19 protein-coding genes and 1 pseudogene are annotated in these 24,728 nt (G+C 52.3%); 4 read left to right on the forward strand and 16 right to left on the reverse strand.

What is annotated here, in order from left to right; translation table 11 throughout:
- Window positions 1-192: 192 nt before the first annotated feature.
- Both MHH78_RS20940 and MHH78_RS20945 read right to left on the reverse strand, forming a co-directional pair.
- Entirely contained in the window at window positions 193-1,056 is an 864-nt protein-coding gene (locus MHH78_RS20940) for a cation diffusion facilitator family transporter (protein ID WP_341168694.1), read from the reverse strand.
- Between the two features lie 420 nt (window positions 1,057-1,476).
- Complete coding sequence (locus tag MHH78_RS20945; protein WP_036728710.1) at window positions 1,477-1,980, reverse strand: ferritin; 504 nt, start codon at window positions 1,978-1,980, stop codon at window positions 1,477-1,479.
- Window positions 1,981-2,094: 114 nt separating this feature from the next.
- Between MHH78_RS20945 and nagZ the strand changes: the two genes are divergently transcribed.
- Entirely contained in the window at window positions 2,095-3,441 is a 1,347-nt protein-coding gene (gene nagZ / locus MHH78_RS20950; RefSeq protein WP_341168695.1) for a beta-N-acetylhexosaminidase, read from the forward strand.
- Window positions 3,442-3,792: 351 nt separating this feature from the next.
- Here nagZ and MHH78_RS20955 read toward each other — a convergent pair whose 3' ends face one another.
- The 5 genes and pseudogenes from MHH78_RS20955 to MHH78_RS20975 form a co-directional block, all read right to left on the reverse strand.
- Window positions 3,793-4,893 carry an efflux RND transporter periplasmic adaptor subunit gene (locus tag MHH78_RS20955; RefSeq protein WP_209870359.1) on the reverse strand — a complete coding sequence of 367 codons (1,101 nt, stop codon included), beginning with the start codon at window positions 4,891-4,893 and terminating at the stop codon, window positions 3,793-3,795.
- 27 nt (window positions 4,894-4,920) lie between these two features.
- Entirely contained in the window at window positions 4,921-6,312 is a 1,392-nt protein-coding gene (locus MHH78_RS20960; protein WP_340826997.1) for an ABC transporter permease, read from the reverse strand.
- Between the two features lie 245 nt (window positions 6,313-6,557).
- Window positions 6,558-7,253: pseudogene (locus MHH78_RS20965) on the reverse strand (ABC transporter ATP-binding protein); the annotation flags it as partial.
- Window positions 7,254-7,307: 54 nt separating this feature from the next.
- Window positions 7,308-9,917, reverse strand: a complete 2,610-nt coding sequence (locus tag MHH78_RS20970; RefSeq protein ID WP_341168696.1) for a hypothetical protein — start codon at window positions 9,915-9,917, stop codon at window positions 7,308-7,310.
- A 184-nt stretch (window positions 9,918-10,101) separates the two neighbouring features.
- Window positions 10,102-10,935 carry a helix-turn-helix transcriptional regulator gene (locus MHH78_RS20975; RefSeq protein WP_076077967.1) on the reverse strand — a complete coding sequence of 278 codons (834 nt, stop codon included), beginning with the start codon at window positions 10,933-10,935 and terminating at the stop codon, window positions 10,102-10,104.
- Between the two features lie 144 nt (window positions 10,936-11,079).
- Between MHH78_RS20975 and MHH78_RS20980 the strand changes: the two genes are divergently transcribed.
- From MHH78_RS20980 to MHH78_RS20990, 3 genes are all read left to right on the forward strand, one after another.
- Window positions 11,080-13,143 (forward strand): beta-galactosidase, encoded by a 2,064-nt coding sequence (locus tag MHH78_RS20980; protein ID WP_341168697.1) that lies wholly within the window; start codon window positions 11,080-11,082, stop codon window positions 13,141-13,143.
- A 713-nt stretch (window positions 13,144-13,856) separates the two neighbouring features.
- On the forward strand, window positions 13,857-14,621 hold the full coding sequence (locus MHH78_RS20985; RefSeq protein ID WP_341168698.1) for an AzlC family ABC transporter permease: 765 nt from the start codon (window positions 13,857-13,859) through the stop codon (window positions 14,619-14,621).
- Window positions 14,612-14,938: an AzlD domain-containing protein gene (locus MHH78_RS20990; RefSeq protein WP_341168699.1), complete on the forward strand. Its 327-nt coding sequence runs from the start codon at window positions 14,612-14,614 to the stop codon at window positions 14,936-14,938. The genes MHH78_RS20985 and MHH78_RS20990 overlap by 10 nt, the downstream gene beginning before the upstream one ends.
- 46 nt (window positions 14,939-14,984) lie before the next feature.
- Here MHH78_RS20990 and MHH78_RS20995 read toward each other — a convergent pair whose 3' ends face one another.
- From MHH78_RS20995 to MHH78_RS21035, 9 genes are all read right to left on the reverse strand, one after another.
- A complete protein-coding gene (locus MHH78_RS20995) occupies window positions 14,985-15,950 on the reverse strand; it encodes an alpha/beta hydrolase (RefSeq protein ID WP_341168700.1) in 966 nt (321 codons plus the stop codon).
- A 102-nt stretch (window positions 15,951-16,052) separates the two neighbouring features.
- Window positions 16,053-16,460, reverse strand: coding sequence for a MerR family transcriptional regulator (locus MHH78_RS21000; RefSeq protein WP_076077956.1), 408 nt, complete (start codon window positions 16,458-16,460; stop codon window positions 16,053-16,055).
- 43 nt (window positions 16,461-16,503) lie between these two features.
- Window positions 16,504-17,835, reverse strand: a complete 1,332-nt coding sequence (locus tag MHH78_RS21005) for a hypothetical protein (RefSeq protein WP_341168701.1) — start codon at window positions 17,833-17,835, stop codon at window positions 16,504-16,506.
- On the reverse strand, window positions 17,832-18,920 hold the full coding sequence (locus tag MHH78_RS21010) for a DUF58 domain-containing protein (protein ID WP_341168702.1): 1,089 nt from the start codon (window positions 18,918-18,920) through the stop codon (window positions 17,832-17,834). The genes MHH78_RS21005 and MHH78_RS21010 overlap by 4 nt, the downstream gene beginning before the upstream one ends.
- A 3-nt stretch (window positions 18,921-18,923) precedes the next feature.
- Complete coding sequence (locus MHH78_RS21015; RefSeq protein WP_076077948.1) at window positions 18,924-19,901, reverse strand: AAA family ATPase; 978 nt, start codon at window positions 19,899-19,901, stop codon at window positions 18,924-18,926.
- Between the two features lie 94 nt (window positions 19,902-19,995).
- Window positions 19,996-21,087 (reverse strand): GerAB/ArcD/ProY family transporter, encoded by a 1,092-nt coding sequence (locus tag MHH78_RS21020; protein ID WP_076077945.1) that lies wholly within the window; start codon window positions 21,085-21,087, stop codon window positions 19,996-19,998.
- An 18-nt stretch (window positions 21,088-21,105) separates the two neighbouring features.
- Window positions 21,106-22,269 carry a Ger(x)C family spore germination protein gene (locus MHH78_RS21025; protein ID WP_341168703.1) on the reverse strand — a complete coding sequence of 388 codons (1,164 nt, stop codon included), beginning with the start codon at window positions 22,267-22,269 and terminating at the stop codon, window positions 21,106-21,108.
- Window positions 22,266-23,714 carry a spore germination protein gene (locus MHH78_RS21030; protein WP_341168704.1) on the reverse strand — a complete coding sequence of 483 codons (1,449 nt, stop codon included), beginning with the start codon at window positions 23,712-23,714 and terminating at the stop codon, window positions 22,266-22,268. Before MHH78_RS21030 ends, MHH78_RS21025 begins: the two co-directional genes overlap by 4 nt.
- A 65-nt stretch (window positions 23,715-23,779) precedes the next feature.
- Window positions 23,780-24,640: a DUF421 domain-containing protein gene (locus MHH78_RS21035; RefSeq protein WP_341168705.1), complete on the reverse strand. Its 861-nt coding sequence runs from the start codon at window positions 24,638-24,640 to the stop codon at window positions 23,780-23,782.
- Window positions 24,641-24,728 lie beyond the last annotated feature (88 nt).

Below are 24,728 nucleotides of genomic sequence, written 5' to 3' on the forward strand. Positions count from 1 at the left end.
CTGATGCTTACGATGCGAGCTTTCCTGCAGAAAGCTTTCAGGCGGTCGCTATCGCTCCTACAGTTCCAAATTTCCCCTCCGCTTCTTTTTGCTTTTCGTTAATTTCTTTTGTGCGCCTTATCTAACACAAAAAATCGCCCCACCCGAAAGCAAGGCAATTCATGTAGCCTATTCTTGTTGTGCACCTGTTGATCACATCGGTTCGATATGGACAAGTACGGTAGAGACCTGATGACGGTCCTTAAGCTGATCTTCGATCTCCTCCGTAATATCGTGACTCTGCACCACATTCAGACTGGAATCCACCAGTACTGTAGTATCGACCAGCACATTATTACCGTGAATACGTGCCTTGATATCCTTAATCGACTCCACACCTTCAATCTCAGCCACCGTCTGCTTCATCAGCTCAAGCTTACCGGCATCGAAGCCGTCGGTGAGGTCATGTGTAGCTTTGCGGAAAATATCCCAGGCCGTCTTGCAGATCAGCAATCCGACAATCGTAGCTGTGAGCGGATCTAACCAGGGAATGCCGAACTGTGAGCCGATAATACCAACGAAGGCTCCCATGCTGACCAGCGCATCCGAACGGTTATCCTGTGCCACTGCATGCATTGCATTGCTGTTGAGGTTGCGGGCAAGCCTGATGTTGTACCGGTAGACTGCGATCATAACCACAGCACAGGCAGCTGCCGTCCACGCTGCAATCAGATCAGGGGTCTCCAGCACAGGCTGAATGAATTTGTTCACACCCTGATAGAGCACTTGGAAGCCTACAGCAATCATGATAAAAGAGGCGACCAGTGCGGCAACTGTCTCTGCTCTGAAATGACCATAGCCATGGTTCGAATCCGGGGGTCTGCGGGAAATCCTGAGTCCGGTCAGAATGGCCAGGGAAGCAATAATGTCGGTGCTGTTATTCAGCCCGTCAGCCAGGAGGGCCTGAGAGCCTGACACCGTTCCTATGAATAATTTGACGGCAGATAAGAGTATGTATGCTAAAAGACTTAGCCATGCTCCTTTTTCACTTTGTTTGATATCGCTGTAATTTTCCAAGAAAAAGGACCTCCAAAGATTAGTATTGTTCCATACTACACGCTGACTTACGGGTGGGTCTAGAGAAACAGTGTTGCCGGACAGCGCAAGAGTTAACCCCGCTAAATAGAGTTGGCAACCCGGAAGTAAGTTGCGGCTCCCTACATTCTTTGCCCTTGTTCAACTTTGCAGCTTATCAGCTGCTGACAGGCCGTGTAACTTTTCTCGCAAAACGTAGTCTAAGTATATGGAGACCCTTGGGTCGGCCAAGCAGAAACGGCGTTGCCGTCCTCTCAAGGACGGTACCGTTTCAGCGAGAAATAGAAGGATAAGTTATCGTGTGAAACATATAATTTCTTATATTTGCACACAAACAAGCGGCTTCCCCTCTTCAGGAGAATGCCGCTAAGCTTGCGTATGATTGGTTACCCTAGCTGTCCTCTACTCCGCTGGCGGTGTAAATGAACGTCCTGCAAATTCTGCATCCAGCATATAGAAGGCATTGCTGTCGGTTTCGATCCGTTTGAGCTTGGCGATAATGTTGCTGAAGAGTGCCTCTTCTTCCACCTGCTCATCAATGAACCATTTCAGGAAATAGATGGTCGCGTGCTCCCGTTCATCCAGGGCTAAATCCGCCAGATGATAGAATTTCTTCGTATTCTGCTGCTCATGGGCGAAGGCATGCTCGAACGCATCCAGCATGGAGCTATACTCATTGTTCGGTTCAGGCATCGCCGCAAGGGTGGCCCGGTAGTCACGGTCATTCAGGAATTTGTAAATCTTCATGGCATGGAACCGTTCTTCTTCAGCCTGCACCAGAAAGAAATTGGCGAATCCGTCCAGGCTCTCACCGGAACAATACGCAGCCATTGCAAGATAGACATGAGCAGAATAGAATTCGAAATTCATTTGTTCATTAAGCGTGTTCATTAATTGCTCTTTCATTGACAGGTCACCTCATCCTATAGTATTGATTATGCTTGAAGCAGATCATATGTAATGTCTTATTCATTCTATCATCCTTATCCGCCAAACCGCAAACGAAAGGAAGATCCCCCTATGAAATGGTACAGCCGTCAAAAAATAAACAATACTCCACCCCGCCGTGCTCTCCTCCTGCTCGCCGCCTCCGCCTGCCTGCTGCTGGCAAGCGGCTGTGAGGGGAATGGAAATGCCGCTGCACAGGTTAACCCCGGCTCCGCCCCGGCAGCGGTGTCAGCCTCTCCGGCTGCCGCACAGACGCCTGTGCCTGTGGCAACCGAAGCCCCAGTGACCCCGTCACCAGAGGCTTCAGCCACTCCTGACCCGGTCTCCCGGAAGCTCGCCGGAATGACTCTGGAGGAGAAGATCGGGCAGATGCTGCTGGTCGGCATCCAAGGCAAGGCGGCAGGAGCTGAAGCACGCAAGATGATTGCCGAAGATAAGGTCGGCGGAATCATTCTGTATTCTAATAATGTCGGCAGCCTCAAGGAGCTGGTGCAGCTGACCAACGCCCTGAAGCAGAGCAATGCGGGGAATCCCGCACCGCTGTTCATGAGTGTCGATCAGGAAGGCGGCAAGGTCAGCCGTCTCCCCGATGACTATGCCACCTTCCCATCGAACGCTGCTGTCGGCAGCGGAGATGATGCCGCTGCTGCCGGAACGATGGGCGAATTGCTTGCCAGGGCGGTGAAATCCTCCGGCTTCAATATGGACTTTGCGCCGGTGCTAGACATCAACAGCAACCCGGATAATCCGGTGATTGGTGACCGTTCCTTCGGCAGCAGCGCAGAGCTGGTCACCCGGCTCGGCATTGCCGAGATGCAGGGGTTCGAGCGTGAAGGCGTGATTCCCGTGGTCAAGCATTATCCGGGCCATGGCGATACCTCTGTAGACTCACATCTGGAGCTGCCGGTCATCAACAAGACAGAGGCCCAGCTGGCAGAACTGGAATGGCTCCCATTCCAGGCAGCGATCCGGGAGAAAGCCGATGCAGTAATGGTGGCCCATATTCTATATCCGAAGCTCGACCCGGACAAGCCCGCCTCCCTGTCCCAAGTGATTATCGGCCAACAGCTCCGCGGGCTGATGGGATACGAAGGGGTAGTCATTACGGATGACATGACCATGGGCGCAATCGTCAAGAATTACAGTCTCCCTGCTGCGGCAGTAGATACCGTGCTGGCCGGAAGCGATATCCTGCTTGTCGCGCATGAATACAAGAACGAGCAAGCCGTACGCGCCGCACTGCTGGACAGCGTCAAGAACGGCCGCATCTCCGAAGCCCGGATTGACGAGAGTGTCTACCGGATTCTGGCGCTGAAAGCCAAGTATCAATTAACGGATGAAGCGGTGCCCTTGCCAGATCTCGCCGGACTGAACAGTGACATCCAGACTTGGCGGAAGCCGTATCAGCAGAACAAGTAGCTAACAAGCGGAGTCGGTACACTCTCAACCATTTATATACTTAGGGGAAGTTTACTCCACTAACCCTTGGGATGAACCGTCAGAGTTGGAAAAAAGACACTTAATTAAGCCGAAACCATGCGCTGTGGGGAAGCAGTTGGAAAAAGTACATCTAATCCACCAAGCCCCATAATCTCAGCAGAATTCGGTCTGATTAAGTGTTATTTATCCAACTGCTATAAGTAATTGTTCCTGCGACCATAAATTAGATGTACTATTTCCACTTAGATGATCCGCCGCGCGCCACTCACGCCTATAATTTCTATTCAAAAAGCCCCAAACCCGGCAATCAACCAGGTTTGGGGCTGTCAACTATTGCAGAACCACGGTGTCTCCTGCCTTCAGTCCCGACAGCACCTCTGTTTTATCGGTTGTTTCCATTCCAGTCTTGATCTCTTTGCGTTCGTATTGGCCGTTTCCTTTGTCCACCATAACGAAGGCCAGATCCCCTTCACGGATGACGGCGATATTGGATACAACTACCGCCTTCTCTTTGCGTGAGGTCTCGACGTCTCCGCTCAGACTAAGGCCGCCCATCAAATGCTCGTCCGGCTGCATGGAGATGACCACCTCGAATTGCGGAAGCTGGCCGGCTGTGTTCTGTCCGGTGGTCGTCGTGGCGAACTTGGCCACTCCGGTTACCTCTCCGTCCAGGACCAGATCTTTTACGGCGGTCATCTTCACCTTTACCTTCATGCCCTTTTTGATACGGAAGATATCCTGCTCCCCGACCTGTGCTATGAACTCTACTTTGTTCGTGTCCACAATCTTACCGATGTACTGATTGTCGGTGACGGTCTGCGGCCGTTCCGTACTGCTGTCGAAGAGGAAGATGCCGTTCTCCGGAGCATGGTATACCGCAGTGCTCAGCTTCGCCTTCTTCTCTGTAAGCTCTTTGGCTTGAATCTCGGCGTTCACCTGGTTCAGCTCATCGCTCAGACGGGCGGTTTCCTGGGCAGCCAGGGCCTTCAGCCGTTCCGCTTCTGTACCGGCCGGGGCCGAGGAATCATCCTCCTGCTGCGCGACAAAAGCATTCAGCTCCCCTTCCAGCTTCGCCTTGCGGGCGGCTGCCTCCGCCGTGGCAATCTCATTACGGAGTGTGCTCTGATCCAGGGTGAAGAGCACCTGGCCCTTCTTCACCTGGGCCCCGTTCTCCACCTTCCAAGCCGTAACCTTGGAGGCAAAGGGGGCATAGACCAGCGTCTCCTTCTGGTATTGCGATCTGCCTTTGATCTGTACGGAGCTGGTTAACGTCTCTTCCGTTACCGGGAAGCTGATCACCTGCATCGGTTCAGGCGGGAGATCAGCGGTCTCATCTGCCTTGAAGAATTTGGTATATCCGAAATAACCGGCAGTTCCGATGATACCTAAGATTATGATCCATTTCAGGCTCTTCTTTAGAGTCCTCTTCATCGTTTCGGCTTCCTTTCTAGCTTAGGGTTAGTCTCGTTTAATAGCGGTTAATGCATCGGTTCTGGAGGCACTGATCGCCGGATAGATCCCCGACAGTACACCCGTCATAATAGCAAAGGAGATTCCGACCGGCAGATTCATCGCCGGAATGAAGAAATTCATCCCGTCCCCTGCACTGCCTACCAGCTTGTTGAGCCCCATCACAATGAGATAGGAGAATGCAACACCCAGCATGCCCCCGAGCAGCCCCAGAAGCGCAGCTTCGGTAATGAACATGTTACGGATCTGCCCCATGTTAGCCCCCAGGACCTTCATAATCCCGATCTGGCGACGCCGCTGATGGGTGGACATGGTCATGGCCACTATGATGGAGATGGAAGCGATGATCAGGATGAATACCCCGATGCCGAGAGCCGCCATTTTGATCATATCAAATTGCTCCTTCAGCATCTCCTGCTGGAACAGATTGTCTTGAGCGTTCAGGGACAGCTTCTGAATCATCTGCTCCACCGGCTTGATGTTCGCCACATCGTCCACCTTGACTGTAATCGAGTTGTAGCTGCCCTCCGGCGGGAGAGTTAGCACACTGGTGGTCGAATTATCGAACGCAAGCTCCTTGGAGAGCTGCTGTGCGGTCTCGGGAGACACATACATAATCTTCTCATAGGATGACCGCATTTCATCCATCCCCTTGGGAAGCGCCAGAATTCCGGAGATCTGCAGGGGTGAGCTAAGCTTGAACACCGGGGATGTAGAGCTGTAGTCCTGCGCCTGAATCTGAACCTGCTTGCGGTACAATTCAGTAGGCACAGTGGCCATTTTTTCATATTGCTGGTACAGCTCCTGGTTGAACGGATCCGCACTCATCTGATCGAACAGCTTCTGCCGGGTCTCCAGGTCAATCAGGCCCAGTGTAGCCCCGTGATTGAGCACAATGGATCCGAGCTGGCCATTCGCCCCTCCCTGCTTGAACTTGTGGTCGTACGCCGTCAGCTTCTGCAGATCGGCGACAACGACCTGAACATCGGAGATCTTGTTGTCTATGGTCACCATCTGCAGATATCCTGCTTGATGAAAAGGCGAAGCCGCCTTCACATGATTCAGCCCCTGGATGATCTTCAGCTTCTGATCGGTCAGCTTGCCGGGGTCGAGGTTCTCATTCACCTCACCCGATCCGCCGCCCCCGCCTCCGTTCTTCCCGTTCGTTGGAAGTCCTCCGCCGGGCGAGACTGTAATCTCATCCATTTTGAAGTTGGCATTAACTTGTTCCGTTACATAGACCTGTGCAGATTGGCCTACGCTCAAAGCCACGATAATTGCTGCGCAGCCGATGGATATCCCGGTCATACATAGACCTGTAACCACCTTACGCCGTTTGACCTGTTCCCAGGCCATCCGTGAAATGTCTCTGATCTTCACGGCTTCCCTCCCTCTGCAGGATCAGCTTCCTCAGCGGTCTGGTGTTCAGGTTCCTCAGCCGGCGGATCTTCATCCGCTCCTGCTGTCTGCGGTACTGGCTCTACAGCTTCCTGTTCAGCTCCTGCAGCTAATTGTTCTTCAACCTCTACCATGGTCTGCGGTTCAGCTTCCTCAGCGATTTGCTCTTCAACCTGTGCTTCTGTCTGCAGCTCAAGCTGCGGTTCTATCTGCGGTTCTATCTGCGGTTCTATCTCTGCTTGCGGTTCTGTCTGCGATTCAGTGACCAGGAAGCCGTCCTTCAGCGTGAAAATCCGCTGCATTTGTTCAGCCACCTTATATTCATGAGTTACGACAATAAATGTCGTCTTCATCGTCCGGTTCAGGTTCAGCAGAATGCCGATAATCTCCTCCTCGGTCTTGGAATCCAGATTCCCCGTCGGTTCATCGGCGAAGATGACCGACGGCTCTGTGATCAGCGACCGGGCGATACTGACCCGCTGCTGCTGTCCTCCGGAGAGCTGCGAGGGGAAGAGATCCGCCTTGTCGGGAATTCCCACCTGCTCCAGCAGCGCCAGCGCCTTGGCCTTGCGTGCCCTGGGAGAGACTGACTGGAAGACCAGCGGCAGCTCCACGTTCTCGCGGACCGTCAGGCTGGTAATTAGCTCATAGGCCTGAAAGATAAATCCGATATTCTTGCGGCGGAACTCGGCCAGCTTATTCTCGCCCATTTTCACAATGTCCTGATCAGCAATGTAGATATGACCTTCCGTGGGCTTCATCAAGCCGGCCATGAGGTTGAGAAGCGTGGACTTCCCGGAACCTGAACTGCCCAGCAGGGCAACCATTTCTCCTTTTTTGACGGAAAAATTGATTTTATGAAGAACGGAGGTCCATTCATTACCGCTTTTGTACGAATGCGTAATATCTTCAACACGCAACATGGAAGCTGCTCCTTTTTTAAAAATACAAGAATGTTTTAGTTAAGCGAATGACGATTATTCCTGTGTCTTGTTCGGAACCACGTTGGTGACTCCAAAGGCCTGGCTGCCCAGAATCAGACGTTCACCCTGGAATTCATCATAGAAGGTTAACTTATAAGCGCCGCCGTCCATCGTCTTATACACAGGTCTGCTGAGGGAGAAGGAATACTGGTTGTTCGTCCCTTCAATCAGGTCTGTGCCCAGTGTAAGAACCTTCTCGGTCGCGATGCCGAACGGATCGGTAATCTGCAGAATCAGCTTATGCTCCAGCACGCCTGCATCGTAGATGTTATCCTTCCTCAGGCTGTAATTCATAGTAATATCCAGGGTATCCGATGACTTCACCCGCTTGCCTTCAGAGGTCAGAACAGAAATCGTATAAGGATATAATGCCGTTGATTCCAGCGTATTCTTCGGTACGTTAGCCTGCGGATTCAGCTGAAGTGCTGCCACATTGACGAATCCGGTCGCTTCCTCCTTGGCCTCGATCAGCTTACCCTCTTTGATACCGGAACCGAGGTAGAGTGAGACATCCGCGAGGTCCGTAGCCTTAGGCACCTTGGCCCACAGGACCACGAGCTGCTTGGCACCCGGAGACGCGCTGTTCTCCGACTGGCTGGTGCCCGCTTCGAAATACTGGCCGTCCTTGGTCTTATAGTAAGCCTGGAGACGGGCCATTTTGCTCTGTCTTTTCTCCTCACTACTCAGATAGAGCTCTGTGTACACCAGATTGTGGCTCTCCCCTTGATAGATCGTTGTCCGGTTCTCCTGTACACTGGCCGTTTTGCCTTTGCCGCTAATGGTGTAGCTCTTGCCCTTCTCGATGGTCGGAATACTGTTAATCGAGTTGTTGACGCTGACATCCAGGAACGGAACGGTCTCTGAATTCTGTGTGCCGTTCAGGGCAATCCGCATATTCTGAAACTCTGAGGTATAGGCGATTTTGCCGAGTACATACAGATCCGCCGACTTCCCTGGCGCAAGGACAGAAGCATCCTTATTGTCCATATACAGCTCTGTAGTCACGGGCAGATTCTCTTTATCCAGCTTAATGGTTCCCTTCAGCTCAGGCAGCGTAAGAGACACGTTCTGGGTATTGGTGATTCTCAGTCTGGCAGCTACGATATCATCATCTCTCCAAGGATAACGCTGCAGAGACTCTATACTGTACGAGAAGGATCCGTATGAATTCGTGGTCATATACTCCTGGCCGGTCGTTACCTCCGTACGCAGGGCATAAGGAATGACGAAATAGGCTACCGGGAAAACCATTTTGGCAGTCGGTGTTGCAGGAGGCGAAGTGGACGGCGTTCCGGTATTCCCGGTATTTCCGGTTGTCTCGCCGGTTCCGCTCGGTTCAGGCATACTTGAGCTCTCTGCGCCTACTGATTCGATCATCATAAGCTGCAATCCGGATTGATCGACTTCAAGCGGTACGCGAACCGTAAGCGGTACAATTTTGGTCTCTAGCGGCTTGAGGGTGACTCCGCTTACGCCTTTGGAGTTCACCGGAAAAACCTTGCCCTTCACCGATTTGACTGCCAGGTCGTAGCTTGGCAGGGTTACCGCCTTGTTGCCGGTATTCTTAAGCTGCATCTGGAACGTCCATACCGCATCTGCATCCTGTGCGTACACATTGGCATTGCTGAGCAGCGTGTCTACCGTGTTGTTATTTACTACAATCTTTTTGACTACCCCGCTGCCCACTACCAGATTAGGCGAGCTTGCTGCGGGCAGCTTATAAGAGGATTTAGCCAGCTCCAGCTTCGTGGTCTCGTCTCTCTGCGTGAATTGCAGCTTCATATTATCTGTTTTGAGATAGGCCGGGATTTCCGTAATATAATAAATGCTCCGTTTCTCCTGCGGCTGAATCTTGTAATCCGCCTGTGTACCGCTCAGCGCCAGCTCGAAGGAGGTGCCGCTCGCAGATACCAGATACGCCGAATAGCCCGGATCACTGAGGACTTTATTGCCCTTGTTGGTCAGACTGACCCCTACTTTGGCATAGACCTTGCCGCTGTATTTGTAGAGCTGGAGGGAGTCAGCACTGGCCGCGACGGGAATGTCGTTCATGACTGTACTTAGGCTTGTTCCAACTGCAGCCGTAGTTGAATAATTAGCGGGCACTCCAAAAGATCCCGTCTGCTTCAGATACCCCTTCGTCTTGGCATCCCAGACCAGCATCGAGATTTTGATCCCCTGCAAAGAGGAGGTTTGTCCCACATTTACATAATAGGTCACGCTAAGGGTTTCTTTGGCGCCAACTTTCTTCTTCAGGGCATCCGCACCTAAGGGATTACCTGGAAGTACTGATCCTCCCGGAGTGACAACGCGTGAGAAATAATGCATCAGGCTTGCGCTTGAATTGCCGGAATTCGTATATTTAAGTGTGTACGACAAGATGTTTCCGCTGGACTGGCTCCATATGTTGATATTCTCTAGTACTGCGGTCACTCCGGCACCCATGGGAACGGAATTGAACTTGAATGCCGCCGGAGCGGATACTGCGGGGGCCTTCGCCGCCGGGGCTGCATGTGCAGCAGGCGCAGTGATGCTGCCAGCCGCCTGGCCGGCAACGAGTGAACTCACCAGCAATGCAGCATATGTAACTCTATACTTTCTCATTTATTTCCCTCCAGATGTATTTACTAGCAATAGTATAGTTGCTTGGCGCGTGGAATTTGTATCCACTTTGTAACCCTTTGTATCCATTTGTAACTTTCTGTCACCTAACCAAGGCTATCGCGGCGTGAACTCTGCCATAAATGTAACAAACTTTCTTAATACTTGGTCCTAAAATGGCTTGATTCTACGAGTTGAAGGAACGTCTGTATTGGTTCGGCGGCATCCCTTCGAGCTGTCTGAACACCTTGATGAAATAACTGGATTGTTGAAAACCGCTTTGCAGGGCAATTTGTGCAACGGACAGCTTGGTGGAGGCCAGCAGCAGCTTGGCCCGGGCCATCCGGCAATCGCTCAAATACCGGTTCGGCGTCTTACCCATAATGCTGCGGAACAGGCGGAGAAAATGATAGCTGCTATAACCGGCAAGTCTGGCCATAGACTCCAGCGTCCAGGGCCGCTCACACTCACTATAGATCCTGTCGGCGGTAAGCCGGATGGAATGCCGGATCTCCAGCGGAACGGAGCCGTGGAGCGGCTCGGTGTTCTGCATCAGCGTAACCAGAATCTCATAGAGCAGTGTGGAGAGGCGCGGTTCACTCCGGGTCTCATAGCCTGCACTGAGCTGGTACATTTCCTCGAAGAGCGCTTCATAACCGGTGCCGGGATCGAAGGTGAAGAAGTAGCCGCGTGACTGATCCGCCTCCTCCAGCATAGGCAGAGGCATCGCCGTGGCGAAGTGCATCCAGCGCACATCCCAGGCGGCGCCGGGATCAGAACCGTACTGCTGATAAGCCCCTCTGGGAAAAAGAAAGCCGCTGCCCCGCCTCATGGATATCCGCTCCCCTCCCTGAAATACATACCCTTCTCCCCCGAAAACCATGTGGAGATTATAGCTGTTCAGGAACCCCTCGCTTCTGCGCTCTGCATGCTCAGGGAAGTCGCTGTAATGCCCCAGCATCTCCGGATAACATACATAGTAGGCATAAGCAGGCTGCGGCAGAACCCAGTGTTTTCTCATGTGAATCTCCTCCTGCCCTGCGCTGAATCAAGCACGCAATATAATGATATAATAGCAATATTCTGTTATATAAGTGGATACACTGCTGATAATACAATAGATTGGTAGCTTAATGAAAGCATATTTTTACACTTGGAGGTTAAGATGAAGAAACCTGTTGCAGCAGAACGATTTGAACTGGGCGTCTGCTATTATCCCGAGCACTGGCCTGAATCCATGTGGGCTGACGATTACCGGCGTATGGTTGAAACCGGATTCACCATTGTACGTCTGGCTGAGTTCGCCTGGTCCATTTTTGAACCGGAGGAAGGCGTGTTTCAATACGATCTGTTTGACCGTGCGGTCGACATGGCACACAGCTACGGGCTGAAGGTCATTCTGGGAACGCCTACGGCCACTCCGCCTGCCTGGCTTACAGAGAAGTACCCTGAGGCCTTGAATGTTACTTATGAAGGTGTGACGCTACAGCACGGCATGCGCCGCCATTACAACTACAGCAGTCCCAAATACCGTGAGCTATGTGCCCGGATTGTAACGAAGCTCGCCGAACATTACGGCAATCATCCCGGCGTCGTGGGCTGGCAGATTGACAACGAGCTGAACTGTGAGATCAATGTATTCTACTCGGAGAGTGATCATCAGGCCTTCCGCCTCTGGCTGCAGGAGAAGTATGTCACCTTGGACAAGCTTAATCAGGCTTGGGGCACGGTGTTCTGGAATCAGACCTATACAAGCTGGTCACAGGTCTGCCTCACCCGGCCTACTCCTTCACCGAATCAGCCGAATCCGCACCAGGCTCTGGATGAGAAGCGCTTCATCTCGGATAACACCATCCATTTCGCCAAAATCCAGGCAGATATCCTCCGGGAATTGGCCCCTAATCAGTGGGTTACCACAAACGGGCTGTTCGGACATCTGGACAGCCATGAGCTGAATGACGAGCTGCTGGATTTCTTCAGCTATGACTCATATCCGCAGTTCTCCACCATCGGCTTCGATCCGTCTGAGGTGAACCCGATGCTTGACCGCGGCTGGGGACTGTCCCTGTCAGCAGTACGTTCGGTCAGCAGCAACTTCTGTGTCATGGAGCAGCAATCCGGTCCGGGGGGCTGGGTCAACCGGCTGGACATGCCTTCACCGAAGCCGGGACAGATGCGGCTATGGACCTACCAGTCCGTCGCCCACGGCGCTGACATGCTGCTCTATTTCCGCTGGCGGACCGCCACCATGGGCAATGAGATCTATTGGCACGGCTTGAACGACTACCATAACCAGCCTAACCGGCGGGTAAGAGAAGCGGAGCAGATCGGCCGCGAGCTGGCAAGCATCGGGCAGCAGTTCATCGGCAGCCGGACTCAGGCGAGCGTTGCTATCGTGCGTGATTATGACAATGAGTGGGACGGGGAATATGATGTCTGGCACGGCCCGTTCATGTGGCAGAGCAACAAGGAATGGTTCAAGGCTCTGCAGCGGAAGCATATTCCGAATGACGTTCTGTACCTGCGCAGCCATACAACCCTTGCAGAGCTTGCCCGTTATGAAGTGCTGGTCTACCCGCATCCGGCGATTATGACCGATGATACGGCGGCCCTGCTGGACCAGTATGTACAGCAAGGCGGGAAGCTGGTCTTCGGCTGCCGCACTGGCTACAAGGATATTACCGGACAATGCTACATGCGGCCTTTTCCCGGAGCGGCGCAGGAGATGTGCGGGGTAACCGTGGAAGAATTCACGCTGGTAAAAGGAACGCGCAAGCCTACCTCCATCCGCTGGAACCATGCTCCTGAGGCGCTGACCGGTGCAGATGCCTTCAATGACATCCTGCATGTAGAAGAAGACAGTGTCCAGGTCATGGCAACCTATGCGTCCGACTACTATGCCGGCAAACCGGCGGTAACCCGCAATACCAGGGGCAAAGGCGAAGTGTGGTATTACGGCGCCGTGTTCAATGAGCCTGCTGTGCTGCAGATGCTTGGCGGTCTGGGTCTGGTCTCGCCAGCCGCCGATTGGGCGGAGCTGCCGCCAGAGGTTGAATTGCAGATTCGGGCCACCGGGGAAAACGCCTCTTCCGGTGTCGCCTTCCTGCTCAACTACAGCGAAGAACCGGCACAGATTGTGCTTAAGTCAGCCAAGACGGACCTCTTAAGCGGCCAGACCCTGTCGGGCAGCTATACGATGGAAGGGTTCGGCGTACTGGTCCTGAAATAACCGTGAACTCCAAAAGGGTTCCGCTGCCGCAGATCGCTCTGTGGACGGCGGAACCCTTTTTACAGTTTCAGCTAATATTCCCTTGCAATTCGCTATGAATTATTAGATATTAATACAATGTATTTCTGTTCGTAGCGTACCATTTAGAGATAAGTGTATTCTGTGCAACTAAAAACAGTGACACGGAAGGCTTTCCTCTTCTTACTGTATTCTGTACAACTAAATCTGCCACGATGGGCGAAAATCAAGGTATAGGGGGCATTTAATTGCTCGAAATACACCTAAATAGAGATTCAGCAACATATAGGGCAATTTAGTTGTACAGATTGCAATTAAGCCTACCTTATGCACTCTAATCGGGGCGCGAACTTAGGCTGATCCTGCACCCGTTGCCGACTTCTACTCTTACATTCAAGTAATTGATTGTATTTCCTGCAATAGAAAACGCATTGCTGACCGTAAAATAAGAGTCTATTGTATTTCATACATTAGAATGTTGTGTTTTGGGTGAAAAACGGCCTTTGTTCAACATTCCATTGTACAGAATACAATAGATTCTATTTCGAAGCCTTTTTTACAGCATTCTATTGTACAAAATGCAGTTGCTAGCGTTCCAGCGCCTACAGTATCCGAAGGACTGCTGCGGGAATGGGGCGCTGGCTCGTTAAGGTCTGATACTAGTTGTTATTCCATTACCCAGAAGGAGCATGCCCATGAAGCCAGAATCCATTCATCAGGAGCCGCTATCCGGCGGCAGCCTGGTTACAGATAGCCCAAGTGTGCCGGAGAGCAGCGATACGTTCTGGCAAGGGGTCAAGGACTGCCTCCCCACTCTGCTCGGTTATCTCAGCATCGGGTTCGCCGCAGGCGTTGTGGAGAAAACAGCGGGGCTGACCCTTGCCGAAATCGCCATGATCTCCATCATCCTGTACGCCGGTTCGGCCCAGTTTATTGCCGCTGGCATGATTGCCGCCGGGAGCAGCGCCTCCGGTATTGTCATTACGATTCTGCTGGTTAACCTGCGGCATCTGCTGTTAAGCGCAGCATTGTCGCCTTACTTCCGCCACCTGACCCCGCTGCGCAACCTGCTGATCGGCTCGCTGCTCACAGATGAGACCTTCGGCGTAGCCATTCAGAAGAGCGCCGCAAGGAAGCAGATCAGCGAGAGATGGATGCACGGCCTGAATATTACCGCTTATCTGAACTGGTTCCTGGCCAATATCGCCGGCGCTATTCTCGGTCAATGGATATCCAGTCCCGAGAAGTGGGGACTGGATTTCGCCCTGCCGGCTATGTTCATCGGGCTGCTGGTCCTGACCATTATGGGACGACGCAAGTATAGACTGGATATCACTGTCGGCCTAGCAGCCGCTGTGGTCGCCGTTCTCGTCTCTGTGCTGTGGTCACCCAGCATGGGCGTTATAGCTGCTGCGCTGGTAGCCTCAACGATTGGAGTAGTGATGGAACAATGGAAATAAGACTGGATATTGCTATAATCATTCTCGGAGCCGCGCTCGTCACCTTCATTCCGCGTGTCCTTCCGCTGATGCTGCTGAGCCGGATCACGATCCCGGAATGGGGCATGCGCTGGCTAAGCTACGTGCCGATTGCTGTCATGGCTGCACTGGTTGCCCAAGAGCTGCTCGTAACCGGCGGCAGGTTCGCAGTCCTGACCACCAATATGGAGCTAATCGCCGCCCTCCCCACCTTCTGGGTAGCCGTCAAGACCCGCAGCCTGCTGGCTACCGTATTGACCGGTATTGTGACACTGATGCTACTGCGTCTGCTGTTCTGACCCTGTCCACTGGATACGCTGTACGATCACTTTCAGGCTACCGGTGCTAATCTTGCCTGCCCTCCAGCTGCAATACTCTCTTAATGAAGCTGCCTATGTTCCCGATGGCCTGCTGCGCTTCAGGAAGCATGGCAGCCATCAGCTGAAAGGCGCACCACATGTTCTTCCAGATTTGAAGTTCTACAGTGATGCCCGCCGCCTTTGCCTGTTCAGCCAAGCGTTCTGCATCACTCAGCAGCACCTCATGATCTCCCGCCTGTATGAGCAGGGGCGGCAAGCCCCGGAGATCCATTCTTAAGGGTGATAATATTGCAGGCCACGCACCGCCATAGTCCCCCATAAATTCCTCAATCATTCTCTGATTCGCTTCCCGGCTTCCTGTCGGGTCCGTTCCCGCACGGCTGTCATAAGACTCCCCGTCCAAATGAATAAGGTCGGCATGGGGAGATAGCAGGCATGCACCGGCAGGGAGCTTATCCCCCTGGTCCCGCAGCGTAATCAAGGTCATCAGCGCAAGCGTGGCTCCGATGGACTCTCCGCAGACTATAATATTCCCGGCATGAACGCCCCGTTCCTGCAGCCAGTGGTACGCTGCAAGGCAATCCTCATTGGCTGCAGGGAAACAGAACTCCGGTGCAAGCCGGTACTCCACAGTGAAGACGGCAATTCCCCCAGCTGCTTCAGATATACGGGCTGCCAGATCCCTATAGATCTCGCAGCTGCCAGACACAAACCCTCCGCCGTGATAATAAAGAATTACCTTGTTCTCCAAGGGTTGCGATTGTCCTTCACCTTGTAGACTTTTCTCCTCCGCTCTGACCCACTCTCCGCTGAAGGTCTCCACCTCAACCGGTTCAACCTTCACGCCTTCAAGAAAGGGTAATTGCCTGGACGCTTCGAGAGCCGCCGCACGGATCTCCTGAACCGGTCTTCTGGAGTAATTATTATTGCTTTTCAGATAAGCTGTAATGGCCTGCAACTGTTCAATCGGGGTACTGCTCGGATACAACATACGTGTAATTCCTCCTGTTATCCTGGGATGCCCATACTATAGACCCTGTAGCAATGTACAGAGTCAAGCGGCAATCCCGGCAGAATTACAGGTGGCAACAGATTAATCATTCATGTTCAACATATTAAGAGTATCCTGCACGCCCGGGTGCCTGTCCTGAACCAGAAGGCCGGACTTCAGTGCTTCAAGCTGTCTGCGTGTCTCGTTCCGCCGGGCAATCTCCAGATCGACAGCGGCGATCTTCCGCTCAATGACTTCGATGAAATCACTGATTCCTATGCTGCGGTCTGCAGATTTAACGAGTGCCTTCTTGATCTCCTGGAGTGTGAACCCGCAGCTCTTGGCATTACGGATAAAAGCGATCCGGAGGAGCGTCTCCTCCGGATACAGCCGATACCCGCCTGCTGAACGCTGCGGCAGCGGGATCAGACCCTTCTTCTCATAAAACCTGAGCGTCTCCATATTAATCTGAGCCTCTTTAGCCAGCTCACCGCGCAGATAAGTGGTCACAGCTGCTGCTCCTTCCCAATATTCGCTGAACGTAATGATTCGCCTACAGCTTCAACTGCTCCTTAAGTGCTGCCGCCTCAGCGGCAGTAAGTTCAGGCAGCTCCTCCTCCGTATAGCGGGCCTTGTTATATAGGCCGAGCAGCCGGTCATTAACAGAGGCCTCTCCGCCAGAGTGCTTGCTCGAGCGCTTCTGGCCTTGCGACCAGGCGGCTACATCAGCTGCTGTCTCCTGCGGGGTCAGGTAGGGCTTCACCTCATACCCTTCCGCATGTCTGGCCCGCAGCCAGTGCCGGTACAGCCAGCGGATGCGCTCACGGCTTCCGTCCATCCCCTCCCAGCGGTCCCGGCGGCTGGCAGGTGTCAGCTTGGAACGCACGTATTGGCGGAAGTCCTGAACGGTCTGCTCCCAGTTGAACAGGCTGGTCTCCTCATCCTGATACCCGGCAGCCGCAGGAGTCTCTCTGCGCAGCAGGGACAGCAGCCTGTCCATCACTCTGCGCAGGATACCTCCTGTATTTCTGTACAACCAACGCAGAATAAAATAAATCAGGGCAAGAATGGCTGCCGCACCCAGAATATAGAAGCCTATATTTAAAATCATCGACAGCAATCCCGGTTCACCCGGCTCCGCAGCCGGCATGGCAGGGATAGCTTCAGGCGGTGCTTCAGCTGGCGGTGCCTCCTCGGAACCGGAGGATAACCGGCTGAGCCAGGCGAAGAATGCCCGCGTCATATTCCACAGCAGCATCCCAACCGCCCTACCGCCCCCCGCTGCAAGCAGTGCTGCCAGGATAATGAAGCCGACCACGAACATCCGGTTATGCCGCCGCAGTCCTTGAGGCAGATTTCCTGCACCTCCGTTCAAGGAGCTATAACGCAGGTGGGTGCTGTTCGTAGCCAGCAGTGCCAGGATCAGGCACAAGCTGCCGCTCCAGGTGAGCACCGGTGCACTCGGCTGGAGACCGGGAATGCGCGAGAAGGCAATCGAAGCGACAAAATACAGCATGATCCCGCTGATATACAGCCACAGCCGGTTCACCCGTGCGGCTGCTGTCATGCCAAGGAAGGCAGACACTGCCGCTCCCGCTGCCAGCGGAAGACCTATAAGTGTCAGCGTACCGGTTAACGCCGCTGATATAGCTCCGAGAACCAGCGCCGCGAGCAGCTGCTTCCAGCGGCGGTTGCATATCTCTCGCAGCAGCACACCGGCTGCGGCCAGTACCGGCAGCAGATAGATCCAGCGCAGCGCCTCGGCCTCCGGCTGGAAATAAGTCTGGAGCACCAGCCATACCGGGAGCAGCAGCAGCCATTCGATGAAGGCTGCCATCCATATGGCGTAATTTTCTTTGAAGGCATCCGGGATTCGGGAAGTCATAGCTCACCGCCTCCTTCAGAAGGAATATCCAGCCACTCTACACCGTTTCCGAGGAAGCTTAAGCCTGAGACTGCCAGCTGCAGCTCTGCCCCCCGGTGACAGGTAATGATCAGATAATCCTTATCTCCCTCACCCTTATCCGCTTCAATCTCCATCAGCCTGCTCATCGGCACGGTCCGGTCCAGATTCAGTCTGGCCAGCAGGCCAAGGAACTCCTCGGTATGGGCAATGGACCAGGTGTCCACCGAATCTCTCGCCCCGCTGCCGTCCAGTCTTCCATTACTGAGCAGCCGGACCTCAATACCGTGGCTGATCGCATACTCGGCTACAGTCGCTGCATAGCGGATTCCCAGCTCTATACGCTGCACATCAGTAACTGTTCTCCACATGGACTCACTCGTCTCCACGTTCAGGCAGATGACCAGCCGGGAATCGGCGGTGTAATCCTTTTGATGCACCTGCATACTTCCCGTACGGGCTGTCGCTTTCCAGTTAATGCTCGCCAGAGAATCCCCGGCGCTGTATTCTCTTGTACCGGCGGTCAGGAACGGATCTTCGACAATCCAGCGCTTGACCGGCAGCTCTCCAAGCCAGCTGTGAACCGGCAACGGAAGGTCATGGAAACGCAGCAAACCGGGGTAGACCAGCAGCTCCAGATGAAGCGGGAAGGTCTTGGCGCTGCGGCTCAGTCCGAACAGATCGCCGGTAGTCATGGTTGCCGTCTCCAGGACGAACAGCCCCCGCTCCCTGCAAGTGATATGATGCCGCCGTTTGATATGGCGGAAAGACCTCAGGAAGAACAGGCTGACATGATTCTGGGAAATCTCTCCGCTGCTGATGCCCAGATTCTCCTGGTTACCGAATTCAAGCCCCTTAGCTATGCTGGATTCCAGCCGCAGCCACGGCAGCGGCAGCAGCTTCTTGTTCATGATCTCCTCAACCATCTCTACCTGTTCACCGGCATACACCGCTTTGGCAGAGAAGTAACGGGTATAGCTGACCTTCTTCAGCGCATGCCGGTCATAGACCAGCGAGATCAGGACCAGCAGGATGAACGTGCTTGCAATGAACCACGGCAGCGACATGGATCACTCCACCCTTCCGCCTCGTGACAGAACAGCAGGCTCAGCAGGCACCTCAATTTCACGCAGCACCTGAAGCACTACCTCTGCCGACTGGCCTTCACGGACTCCGGGGCCGCGCTGCAGAATCAGCCGGTGCGCCAGCACAGGGACCGCAACTTCTTTGATATCATCCGGGATACAGTAGCTTCTGCCCTGGATCAGTGCGTATCCCTGCGAAGCGCGCAGCAGGGCAAATGCAGCCCGGGGGCTTGCTCCCAGCCGGACCGCCGGGGAGGTGCGGGTAGCCTCAACCACGCGCATCATATAAGCGAGCAGCTCGTCACTGACAGTAACCTCCGCAGCCAGACGTTGAATGTCCTGAATCTGCCGGGCTGTGGCCACCGCAGCGGTATCCTCCAGCGGGTTATTCTGGCGGAATCTCTGGAGGATATGTACCCCTTCCTCAAATGTCGGATACCCGCTGGTAATCCGCATGAGGAACCGGTCCAGCTGCGCTTCCGGCAGCGGAAAGGTCCCCTGGCTGTCCACCGGATTCTGGGTAGCAATGACCAGGAACGGCCGCTCCAGCTCATGCGTCACGCCGTCAATCGTAATCTGCCGCTCCTCCATACACTCCAGCAGGCTGGACTGGGTACGTGGCGTAGCCCGGTTGATCTCATCCGCAAGCAGAATGCTGGCAAATACCGGACCGGGGCGGAATTGAAATTCGCCCGTCTTCTGATTATAGTAATTGATACCGCTTAAGTCGGACGGCAGCAGGTCGGGCGTGAACTGAATCCGCTTGAACGTGCAGTCCAGGGAGCGGGCCAGTGTTTTGGCGAGCAGTGTCTTTCCGGTGCCGGGAACATCCTCCAGCAGCACATGACCATTCGCCAGCAAGGCGGTCAGCAGCAGATTCACGCCGCCCTCTTTGCCCACAATAACTTTTGCCAGATTACTTCGGATCGATTCAATTAAAGCTGTTGCTTCTTGAAGATTCATGAATAATAACACCATCCTATTCCAAAAAAAGGTATGTACACTCTCTTCATCATACCAGAAAGCGTGTTCATTGTAGAATTGGGAGATCTGACAGTCATTCCCCCCTTCTTCGCACCTTCATTCGAATGACGGCTATAAAATAGTAATACATCGGTATGAATTCAATAATCAGCCAAATAATCTGTGTTTTAGACGAATAATAGTCATGTGTATATTTAGCCACATTTTTAGAGTACAGATATGCAATGATAATGGAACAGGACATCATAACCGGAATAAAGTATGTTTTGGCTTTTGGTTTCCAGAGATATAAGGCGCATTTGTATGCTACATAAATTAGAAAGGCGCTGTGAATAAACATTGAAGACGACCATATTCCGATCAGGAGCGGATCCGCATTGCCCAAAAGCTCAGCGCTTGAGGAAGAACGGACCAGCTGCAGGTAGGGGTATTGCAGTTCTTTTCCCAGATACGGGCCGAAATTCAGCATTGTCATAGTCCAGCCCAGCAGCATAATGACAATCAGAATCACTGTAGTTACACCGAACCGCTTGAGCATTCTGTTACTGAGCTTAAGCTCAGGAGCAATGAACAGGAACACCACCCATTCTCCCAGCCAGGACAATACAGAAATAGAATCTTTAAAGATGCTGTAAGGATTGTAATAGTGGATAAACGCGGGGAGCATGGAAAAATTAGCATTTTGGATAAACAGGTAAACACTAAACAGAGTCGAAAAACAGAAGATCAGTGCAATTCCATCAGACATATACACGATAGAAGCGAATCCCAAATGAGCCGTGTACATAATTACAAGACCAATTACAATTTGAATAAAAAGCGGCGGAGTGCCGCGCAAATAATTGGCTCCGAAGAACAAAACAAAATTCTGGATATCAAAGGAGACATAATAGATACACCAGCCCAGCAACAGAAATACTATGACCTTATGCAGCCAAAGTCCTACAATTTCGCCACCGAAATCAACCCAGCCAACACCAGGCTTCAGCTTTCCCGTCTGAATGGTAAAAAACAGTGGGATTAATCCAAGAAGTCCGCCCAAAAATAATCCGATCCAACCCTGATAAGAGGAAGACTCGATCAGACTCGGAATCAGAAACATCGTACTTTGGGAACCCATATACACTAACGAGAAACGAGTCATTTGCCACTCTGATGTCCGCATTTCTGTCCCTTCCTTCCCTTATTTCTCTGAACCGAAATCTGCAATCTGAAACTTGGCTGATACCATGATCCGAGCCTTTTTGCTGTAATACTCCAGCCAATGCTCCTTCAGCTTCTTCCATTCCGTAGGATAGTTCCATTCCATCAGCATCCCCAGCTGGAGCACATCAGCTTCGGACCGCTGAACTTGATGAAGCGCTTCAGTAATCTCCTTCACCACTTTATCCTGGAGCTTCGTCAACAGAAGGGGGCTCAGCTGTTCCGCCTTCCGTCCCTTGGTATCTTTCAAAAAGGTTAATCCGGCGCGTCCTTTCACCTTCACATGAAAGACAGGGCCGTCAGTAGTCATTCTTACCGAGGTAGAGGCTGAATTGCTGAGAAATACAGTACTCATACTTCCTGTACCGTTATCCTCCCAAGTAATTGTATATACAGGAAATTTGGCATGACCGGCTATCCGGCCGGCGGCCCATGCCAGAGATCGGCCATCCCGAATGTTCAGAATATGCTTCATCCGGTTATCCTGAAACAGCATCACGCCTCCTGAACCGACCCAATATTCCGGCTTGGCTTGCCCCTGAGCTTCGTTCTTCTTACCAAATGTTAAATAATTCATTGCATAGCCCATCCCTGCGGATTCCGCCAGCATACAATCTCTGAGTGTGGTGCTGTACATAATATTTCCCTTAATTATATTCTCCAGTACCTGATCCGGAAATTGTTCGAAGACCGTTGACAGCCGGGGGATCTCTTTCGCTCTGCCTGGAGCCGATATTATGAAGGTCCCAAGCGGAATCTCCGGCTGACGTTTCAACCACTCCAGCAGGTCCCCTATCCCTTGCTTGGCATATTCCCTGCCTACTACTACAACTTTAAGATGGGATACTTCCAGCCTGCGGGACAGATCTTGCTGAATAAGTATGGCAGCCTCTGGTATCGTCGCAGAGGTCTTGGAGACTGTTGAATAGGATTTCCCGTCGCCTGCGCCGCTGCCTCCCTGGGTACCTGACATCAGACGGTTGGGAAGCGGTGAACTGATCGTCAATTCAACCGTGCCGGGCTGCTCGCCTGCGTCAACATACAAACCGTAGATGAAGGTTAGCTCGTCAAGCTCAATCTTGGACCAACAGCCGGTCAGATTCAGCAGCAATGCTGCCACAAGAATTACCTTGAGGAGCTTCATGGCTTTTGTCTCCTTTTATTCATAGTGTTCGTGTAAGAGGTGCTTCGCTGCTTCATATATTGGATGGGTACACGAATGAGAGTGTCCTTCCAGTCCTTCATTACTAACGGAGCTATAGGCTGTAGAAAAGGTGAACCGAATGACTTCAGGTTAGCCAGATGACCGTATATAACAAAAACAGCACAAAACACACCAAGCAGTCCCATCGTCCCTCCCAGCACCAGCAGCAGAAACCGCAATAGCCTGAAGGCTAAGCCCAGCTCAAGATGCGGAATGATATAGGAAGCTATCCCTGTTATAGAGACAACGATAACCATTGGTGCAGAGACGATCCCCGCCTGTACAGCAGCCTGTCCAATGACAATACCTCCGATGATTGAGACAGTCTGACCCACCGGCTTCGGGATCCGGGTTCCTGCTTCACGCAGAGCTTCAAAGGTCAGCTCCATAATTAGCGCCTCTGTGAGTGCGGAGAAGGGAATATTCTCGCGGGCGGAAGCAATCGTAATCAAGAGATCAGAGGGTAATATCTGGGAGTGAAAAGTGGTTATCGCTACGTACAACGCTGGAAGCAGCATGGATATTAGTGAGAACACCAGACGGACCATTCTGATCCAGCTGCCAGCATAGAAGCTCTGGTAATAATCCTCGGAGGATTGCAGCAGCGCAAAGAACGTTACGGGTGCCAGCAACGCTGAAGGTGTACCATCCTGCAGAATACTAACCCTGCCTTCCATTAAGGATGCTGCTACTGAATCTGGGCGCTCTGTATACTGGTAAATGGGAAAAGGAGAAAAATGCTTCTGCCGCATATATTCTGCCAAATAGCTGATGCCCAATATACCGTCAACGGAAAAATGGGTCAGCTTCTCTTCCAGTTCAGACAGAATTTCCGGCTTGCACAAACCTTCTATATAGACCAGATAGATATCTGTCTTTGTATATTTGCCAACCGTGAAGTGTTTGGTTTTCAGACCGGGGTGTTTAATTTTGTGCCGCAGCAGAGAGAGATTCGTATGAATATCCTCAATGAAAGCTTCCTGGGGGCCGATGACTACTAATTCGTTCTGCGATTCGGATACCGATCTTTTCTGGTAATGAACGATTTCGAAATAATATACGTACGGCAGCCCTTCAATACATAACACTGGGTTCCCGCTGACAATCCGTTCAGCAGCACGTTCAGGATGATAAGACTTCATATACGGAATAGCGAACGCTGATCCCTGGTCCAGCCGTTCAATAAAATCCGGCCAGTCGCGCTTGGAGTCCGTTTCAGACTTGAGGGGACTGGTAATGAATTCCTGAAGTTTATACATATCTACTATGGAGGGGATATAGATCAGCATACAGAGATGACCGTATACACGAATCGACTGATAGACCGCATCGTTGCAATCTGCAAGCTGTTGCCTGACAAGCTCAAGAATGTCTGGTTCAGTCATTCTGCTGGCCTCCTTCCGGATTCATAGTTCCAATCTTTCTTGTCCTCGTACCCGGGGAATACCCTTCAGTTCTGGATAAAAGGCTTCAGCTTCTGCAGCAGCTCCTGCAATTGCTCTGAACAATTTCCGTACATTTGCTTCGCCGCTTTGTTCTTGGTGGACAGGCTGAACAGCTCCAGATCGGCTTCACATTTCTTCAGCAGCGCATACAGCTGAGGTTTATCCTGCGGCTGCGGCACCTTGACATTGTCAGCATAGAGATCCACGGTAAGCTCACCATAAGAGTCTACCTGCCCGAGGAAGACATCCTTTACGGTCAGGTTCATTTTGTCAAGCTCATCCTTTAGCCATGCCCTGGAGAGATTCATGCTGTCCAGAGGCTCGTCCAGAATCTCACCATCCATAATCACAGCGAGCGTCTCCTTCTCCGGTGCAACCTTGATTCCCAGATCCTTGGGGGTAAAGGGCTGATTCTCCTTGGTTAAAAGCACGTTAATCGCACCATCCGATTCCATAATCGCAAATTCCACATCGGCCACCTTGAAGACATCCTTTTTGCGCAATTCCTCCAGCAGCTCGTCGACGCTCAGACGCTCTTTTTTCATATTATTCTCGAGAATCTTACCGTCCTTAATCAGCACCGTCGATTTGAAGTCAATGAAATCCCGGGCCTTCTTACTCTTAATCTGCAGATATTCGATTCCCAGCGAACAGGCAACCCAGACGCCTAAGGCAATTAGGCCCAGATGCCAGGTCTTATCCGTGTCCAGCGAGATATAAGCAGCCAAGCTCCCCACCGTAATTCCCGTAATATATTCAAAAAAAGACAGCTGCGAAACCTGCCGTTTGCCGAGTATCTTGGTAAGAAAAAACATTACGACCACAGCGAATAAGGTCCGCAGGACAACTTCCAGCGCTTCAGGCATTCGAATAACCCCCTGTAATGTGATATTTCATGCTCTGTGTCGTCAGACATTCTGCTTCAGTATTTGTCAAACCAGGGGTGAATTAACC

The organism is Paenibacillus sp. FSL H3-0333 (assembly GCF_038002805.1).
Classification (GTDB): domain Bacteria; phylum Bacillota; class Bacilli; order Paenibacillales; family Paenibacillaceae; genus Paenibacillus_AQ; species Paenibacillus_AQ silagei.